4 protein-coding genes are annotated in these 6,215 nt (G+C 46.9%); all 4 read left to right on the forward strand.

Features of this window, described 5'->3' with window-relative positions:
* Positions 1-9 precede the first annotated feature (9 nt).
* On the forward strand, positions 10-285 hold the full coding sequence (remB, locus tag GBH70_RS13450) for an extracellular matrix regulator RemB (protein WP_151681521.1): 276 nt from the start codon (positions 10-12) through the stop codon (positions 283-285).
* Positions 286-352: 67 nt separating this feature from the next.
* Positions 353-2,275 carry a DNA topoisomerase (ATP-hydrolyzing) subunit B gene (gene gyrB, locus GBH70_RS13455; protein WP_151681522.1) on the forward strand — a complete coding sequence of 641 codons (1,923 nt, stop codon included), beginning with the start codon at positions 353-355 and terminating at the stop codon, positions 2,273-2,275.
* A 19-nt stretch (positions 2,276-2,294) separates the two neighbouring features.
* Entirely contained in the window at positions 2,295-4,769 is a 2,475-nt protein-coding gene (gene gyrA / locus GBH70_RS13460) for a DNA gyrase subunit A (protein ID WP_151681523.1), read from the forward strand.
* 91 nt (positions 4,770-4,860) lie between these two features.
* A complete protein-coding gene (locus tag GBH70_RS13465) occupies positions 4,861-5,934 on the forward strand; it encodes an HD-GYP domain-containing protein (protein WP_151681524.1) in 1,074 nt (357 codons plus the stop codon).
* The last annotated feature ends 281 nt before the right edge of the window (positions 5,935-6,215 follow it).

The following is a 6,215-nucleotide window of genomic DNA, read 5'->3' on the forward strand; positions in this document are numbered from 1 at the left end:
GGTGTGCCTATGTATCTTCATATCGGGGAAGATGTGATGGTCCGGGGTGATGAGATTATTGCCATTCTGGACCAAAGATCACTCAATGGTTCTGATATAAACGATGATTATTTGCAGGCTTTTCGGCAAGACACCATCAATTTGGCAAAAGGCGGCTTTAAATCCGTTATTATCACCCAACACCGTATTTACTTATCGCCCCTTTCCCCCGGCGCATTAATCAAACGTACAAACGGCAAAACAAAAAGACTTTATCCAATCCGGCCGGGTTTTTACACAAATTAACCGGTGGTCGGTTTAACCATAAACGGAACAATCTGTTTTATTTTTTGAGAGAGTGCAGGTGGTATCATTGGAACAAGAACAATTACAAGAGCAGTCTTATGATGCTGAGCAGATACAGGTTCTTGAAGGGCTCGAAGCTGTGCGCAAACGGCCCGGGATGTACATTGGCTCTACAAGTTCAAGAGGGCTTCACCATCTCGTCTGGGAAATTGTCGATAACAGCATTGATGAAGCATTGGCCGGCTATTGCGATGAAATTAACGTGTTTATTGAAAAAGACAACAGCATTACCGTAAAAGACAACGGGCGCGGCATTCCGGTCGGGATCCACGAAAAAATGGGCAGGCCTGCTGTTGAAGTGATCATGACGGTGCTGCATGCAGGCGGTAAATTCGGCGGTGGAGGTTATAAAGTTTCCGGCGGCCTCCATGGTGTCGGCGCATCTGTTGTGAACGCGCTGTCTACGGAACTTGATGTATACGTCCATCGCGACGGACATATTTACTACCAGAAATACCATCGCGGCAAACCTGCTTTTGACTTAAAAATCATTGGCGACACCGACCGCACTGGCACAACGACACACTTCAAGCCGGATCCGGAAATTTTTACGGAAACGACCGAGTTTGATTACGATGTTCTCACGACCCGTCTCCGTGAACTCGCTTTTTTAAACAAAGGCATCAAAATTACGATTGAGGATAAAAGGGAAAATCCGCGCAAAAATGAGTACCATTTCGAAGGCGGCATTAAATCTTATGTCGAACATTTGAACCGTTCAAAAGAAGTACTTCATGAGGAACCGATCTATGTGGAAGGCGAGAAGGACGGCATTTATGTGGAAATCTCCCTGCAGTATAACGAAGGGTATACAAGTAATATTTATTCATTCGCAAATAATATCCACACCTACGAAGGCGGCACCCATGAATCAGGCTTTAAAACGGCTTTGACCCGCGTGATCAATGACTATGGGCGGAAAAACAATTTCATCAAAGAAAATGAGCAGAACTTAACAGGGGAAGATGTCCGCGAAGGCCTGACCGCTATTGTTTCCATCAAACACCCTAACCCACAGTTTGAAGGGCAGACGAAAACAAAACTCGGGAATTCCGAAGCAAGAACGATTACGGATACGATATTTTCTGAGACTTTCGAGAAGTTTATGATGGAAAACCCTTCTGTCGCCAGAAAAATTGTAGAAAAAGGGTTGATGGCAGCACGGGCAAGGATGGCGGCGAAAAAGGCGAGGGAGTTGACCCGCAGAAAGAGCGCGCTCGAATCGACAAGCCTGCCGGGCAAACTGGCGGACTGTACATCGCGTGATCCGTCCATCAGTGAATTGTACATTGTGGAAGGCGACTCGGCGGGCGGATCCGCCAAGCAGGGGAGGGACCGCATGTTCCAGGCGATTCTCCCTTTGCGCGGAAAAATTTTAAACGTCGAAAAAGCACGTTTGGATAAAATTTTGTCAAACGCCGAAATCCGCACGATCATTACGGCGCTCGGGACAGGTGTCGGGGAAGATTTTGATATTTCCAAGGCACGCTACCATAAAGTTGTGATCATGACGGATGCCGATGTCGACGGCGCCCATATCAGAACGTTATTATTGACATTCTTTTACCGTTATATGCGGCCTTTAATCGATGCCGGATATATTTATATTGCCCAGCCGCCGCTGTTTAAAGTGCAGCAAGGGAAAAGAGTGGAGTATGTATACAGCGACCGCGGCCTCGAAGAACTGCTCAAACAGCTTCCGGAACAGCCGAAACCTTCGATCCAGCGCTATAAAGGCTTAGGGGAAATGAACCCGGAACAGCTGTGGGAAACGACGATGGAACCGAAAAACCGGACGATGCTGCAAGTGAGCCTTGACGATGCGATTGAAGCGGACAGCACCTTTGAAATGCTGATGGGTGATAAAGTGGAACCGCGGCGGAATTTTATTGAAGAAAATGCCATTTACGTAAAAAACCTGGACATTTAAAGAAAAGGAGGTTGCTTAAATGGCTGAAACACCGGAATCGAATATTGTTGAAGTGAATTTAACCCAGGAAATGCGCACATCTTTTCTCGATTATGCGATGAGCGTCATTGTTTCCCGGGCCATCCCCGATGTGCGGGACGGATTAAAGCCTGTGCACCGCCGGATTTTGTATGCAATGAATGACCTCGGCATGACCCCGGATAAAGCTTATAAAAAATCGGCGCGTATTGTCGGTGAAGTGATCGGGAAATACCATCCGCACGGTGACGCTGCCGTATACGAAACGATGGTGCGTATGGCGCAGGATTTCAGCTACCGCTATATGCTTGTCGACGGGCACGGCAATTTCGGCTCAGTCGACGGCGATCCGGCTGCCGCCATGCGTTACACGGAAGCGCGGATGTCAAAGATTTCTCTTGAGCTTTTGCGCGATATTAACAAAGATACAATTGATTTCCAGGACAACTACGATGGTTCGGAAAAAGAACCGTCCGTCCTGCCTGCCCGTTTCCCGAACCTTTTGGTGAACGGGTCTTCAGGCATCGCGGTCGGCATGGCTACGAACATTCCGCCGCACCAGCTCGGCGAAGTGATCGATGGGATCCTTGCTTTAATCAAAAATCCGGATATTACGATTCAAGAATTAATGGAGTACATCCCCGGCCCGGATTTCCCAACGGCCGGTTTAATTGTTGGCAGGAGCGGAATCCGTCGCGCTTACGAAACCGGAAGAGGCTCGATTACGTTAAGGGCGCGCGTTGAAATTGAACAGAAGCAGAACGGCAAAGAATCGATCGTTGTGACAGAAATCCCTTACCAGGTCAATAAAGCCAAACTGATTGAACGGATTGCCGAACTCGTCCATGAAAAAAGGATTGACGGTATTACCGACCTGCGCGATGAATCTGACCGCAGCGGCATGCGGATTGTGATCGAAGTCCGGCGCGATGCCAATGCGAATGTCATCCTGAACAATTTGTACAAGCATACCGCGATGCAAACGACATTCGGTATTAACCTGCTTGCGCTTGTGGGCGGACAGCCGAAAGTATTGAATTTAAAGCAGGCGCTCCGCCATTATCTGGACCATCAGGAAGAAGTCATCCGGCGCAGAACGGCATTTGATTTGAAAAAAGCGGAAGCCCGCGCCCATATTTTGGAAGGCTTGCGCATTGCACTCGACCATATCGATGCGATTATCCAATTAATCCGATCTTCCCAGACGACGGAAATTGCCCGCAACGGCTTGATGGAGCAATTCTCCTTATCCGAAAAGCAGGCCCAGGCGATCCTGGATATGCGCCTGCAGCGTCTGACCGGTTTGGAACGCGAAAAAATTGAGGAAGAGTACCAGGGTTTAATCAAATTGATTGCTGAATTGAAAGCCATTTTGGCGGACGAAGAAAAAGTGCTTGAAATCATCCGCGAAGAACTGCTTGAAATCAAAGCGCGGTATAATGACGAACGCCGCACTGAAATCGTCGCTGGCAATGTAGACCAGATCGAGGACGAAGATTTGATCCCGCAAGAAAACATCGCCATTACACTGACGCATAACGGTTATGTCAAACGCCTGCCGATTTCGACTTACCGCAGCCAAAAACGCGGCGGCCGCGGCGTGCAGGGCATGGGCACGAACGAAGATGATTTTGTCGAACACCTTTTAACGACATCCACCCATGACACGATTCTTTTCTTTACGAATAAAGGAAAAGTTTATAAAAAGAAAGGGTACGAAATTCCGGAATACGGAAGGACGGCGAAGGGCATTCCGATCGTGAACCTGCTTGAAATCGATAAAGATGAATCGATCAATACGATGATCCGCGTCGAAGAGTTTGGCGAAGACTGGTTTTTATTCTTTACCACAAAAAACGGCATTTCAAAACGCACACCTGTCTCCGATTTTGCAAACATCCGGACGAACGGTTTAATTGCGATCCATTTGAAAGAAGAGGATGAACTGATTTCCGTAAAACTGACGGACGGCCATAAAGACATCATTATTGGCACGAAAAACGGCATGCTGATCCGCTTCCCGGAAACGGACGTCCGGCCGATGGGAAGGTCGGCAACCGGTGTAAAAGGGATCACATTAACCGGCGGTGATGAAGTGGTCGGAATGGAAATCTTGGAGGAAAATGACGACGTCTTGATCGTTACACGCAACGGTTACGGCAAACGGACAAAAGGGAGCGGATACCGCATCCAAAGCCGCGGGGGAAAAGGCTTGAAAACATGCAATATTACAAGCAAAAACGGGCCGCTTGTCGCAGTGAAAACCGTAACGGGGGACGAAGACTTGATGCTGATCACAGGCGGTGGCGTCCTGATCCGCATGGCTGTCGACGATATTTCTGTGCTAGGCAGGAACACAATGGGCGTTAAACTGATCCGCCTTGGCGATGATGAATATGTCGCAACCGTCGCGAAAGTAGAAAAAGATGAAGAAGAAAAGCATTCCGATCCGGTTGAAGAAACCGAGCAGGAATAACAGGTTTTTGAAGGAGCATTTACACAATGCTCCTTTTTTTTGGTAAAATATTGTCAACATCATGCGCGTGATTTTTATGGGGGGAGAAAGTTTGAAAATAAAAGTTTTTGATTTAATCCCGGGATATGTTTTATCGGAAGATGTAATGGGAAAAACAGCTCACCCTATTATGCCGAAAGGGACGCTTTTGACAAGGCGGATGATCAATGTCCTGAAAGAGTTTGATATAGAAGAAGTATCAGTGGGGCAATTTCAAAATGCCGGACAGGGTTGCGGGGCGGAAGAAAAACAAATGAACCCTGTCATGGAAAAACTGCCTTCCGGTTTTCAGGAATTGTATAACGCTGCCGTAAACAGCTACAAGAAAAATTTCCAAAGCTGGCAGGCCGGCTCGAAAGTAAACGTCGGGGAAGTCCGGGATTACTTTATTCCGCTTTTCCAATACATTGAAAAGGATCCGTCCAATATCAGGTTGATCCACCGCTATTCCACGAAAGAAGAATATATGTACCACCATGCCGTTTCTGTAGGGCTGTTAAGCGGCGCTATCGCCCAAAAATTAAACTTGGAAAAAGGCGCCTGCTACCAGGCTGCTTTAGCCGGATGCCTGGCTGATGCCGGAATGGCAAAAGTCCCGCAGCATCTGCTGAAAAAAACAGACCCTTTGACGGAAACGGAATTTGAAGAAATCAAAAGCCATCCTGTGTACGGGCTGCAAATGGTCCAACACACATCCCTGCTCAAATCGGAAACGAAGCTGGCTATTTTGCAGCATCATGAACGCCTGGACCGGAGCGGCTATCCTTTTAGGGAAAATCCGGGCAGAATTCCGATCCTCTCAAGAATTGTTGCTGTTTCAGACGTGTATCATGCAATTGTTTGCGACCATATATACAAAAAAAAGAAAATCCCGTTTCAGGCAATTGAAGAATTGTTGGAGGACCATTTCGGGGAATTCGATATTTCTGTCGTAAACGCTTTAATACGCCTTGTTGCTCATTTGTCGATCGGAACGAAAGTCATTTTATCGAATAATGAAGTAGCGGAAGTCATTTATACGAAACCATCCGCCCCGATCAAACCGCTCGTAAAAATTTTAAGCAGCGATGAAATGGTCGATTTGGAAACCCGGCGCGATTTGTTTATAAAAGAAATGATCAAGTAATGCGTTTTTGGCGCTGAACCGGTTCGGGTGCTGCTTTAATGTTACCGCGGGATGTTGTTGACTGCCGCGGCATAGCTTTGCCCAAGCTTCACATGCAGTTTTGTAATTTGCAAAATTTAACTTTAAAAAACTATTGCTATTCATCGTAAAACGAGTATAATAGAAATTGTTCTTTTTAAGCAGGAGCTTAATTGTCGCTTCTGTGATAAAAAAAGAGGTTGACGCGTCCTGCTGAATATGTTACTATATAAAAGTCGTTACAACGAAATGATTGGTCTTTG

Origin of the sequence: Weizmannia acidilactici (assembly GCF_008974225.1) — a bacterium.
GTDB classification, from domain to species: domain Bacteria; phylum Bacillota; class Bacilli; order Bacillales; family Bacillaceae_C; genus Weizmannia; species Weizmannia acidilactici.